1 protein-coding gene is annotated in these 1525 nt (G+C 35.8%); it reads right to left on the bottom strand.

What is annotated here, in order from left to right; genetic code table 11:
- Positions 1–1264, bottom strand: a 1264-nt coding sequence (locus NZ900_09715) for a methyl-accepting chemotaxis protein (protein ID MCS7234355.1), incomplete at its 3' end; no start/stop codon positions are given.
- Positions 1265–1525 lie beyond the last annotated feature (261 nt).

Raw genomic sequence — 1525 nt, 5'->3', positions numbered from 1 at the left:
CCGCAACCTGCTCTATCCCACTCGTAACCTCCTCCACAGAAGCCGAAATGTCTTGGGAGTTCTTACTTACCTCTTCTATCCTTGATACTACTTCCTGAAAAGAAGCGTTTATCTTTTGAGAAGCACCACTAAGAATTTGAGAAGAAGCACTAATTTTATTAGAAATCTCTCCCATAGTCTTTATATAAACCTTAAGCATATCAGACATTCGATTCAAAGCATTAGCCATGTAAGCAACCTCATCCTTACCTTTCGCTTCAAATTTAACCATAAGGTTACCTTGACCAAATTGAAGTACCTTCTCAGCAAAAAACTTTATAGGTTTAGATATAGAAGAACTTACAAAGAAAACTATTAATGATAATATAGCTATAAGTCCAACGAAACTAATTGAAACTATCCTAAGAAGCTTATAAACATCAGCCATGACCTCACTCTCCGGAACTAAAACAGCCAAAACCCAACCTTTGGTTATCTCCACGGGTGCGTAAAAACAGTACCCCGGGATATCATTCAGCATCTTTAACTTAATATAACCCTCTTTCCCAGATAAAACTTCAGGGGAAGCCTTTTCCAAGTCACCAAAGCCCGCCTTGGAAGCTTCTTTAATGTTGAGTTTCATAGAATAGGTACCATAGGTATCAACTACAATCTGACCGCTTGAATCTACTAACAAAGCAAACGCAGATTTAGTTAAACGAGCGTGCTCTAAAATCTCCTTAAGACTATCAACTGATACTGCTGCTCTAAAGACACCTATAATCCTGCCATTTTCATCTTTTACAGGTAAAGCTATTGCAAACATAACTCTACCAGTAGCTCTAGAAATAAGAGCGTTACTTATAAAAATACCAATCCCTTCATGCATGGTCTTTACAAACCAATCTCTATCAGCCACATTAATAACATTACCTGCCGTATTAGGGCCACTACCATCAGGGTAAGCTATAAGAAAAGAGTCAATATAGGGCCTTTCCTTCGCCAAAGGAGTCAGCTTCTTATCAATTAGATCCTTCCAATCACCAGTTTTAAGAGCTTTTACCACCTCAGGATCTCGAGAAAAGATCCTAACCTCCTTTATAATTCCACTAATCCACTCGTTCATTAAATCAGCTACCGCGTGTGTAGTCATTATAGCAGATTTTTCTAAAATCTTACTAACAATTTTACTAATCCCAAACTCAACAAATAAACCAACAAAAATTAAAATAACAATAAGTGGTATCAATATAGTCAAAAGTAACCTGCCTTTTAAGGTTTTCAAGCTAAAACACCTCCTAATTAGTTCAATACATCACATATTATATATCATACTTTATAAAAATGAAATCCCTTTAAAAAACAACAATATGCTTTGAAATCATCACTCGCTAATTAATTTAAAATGCTATATCCTTCTTAAGGTAATAAAGAAAGGAAGTGGCAAACATGATGGGTAATATAATGATAGGCAGAGTTACACTCTACAATCGTGCCCTTAACATGCTGAACTAGATCCTTTATTAAATTAGGAGATAGAAAGTTC

The sequence above is a fragment of the Synergistota bacterium genome (assembly GCA_025060595.1).
GTDB lineage: Bacteria > Synergistota > GBS-1 > GBS-1 > GBS-1 > 42-11.
This window is presented reverse-complemented; position numbering and strand designations above follow the sequence as displayed.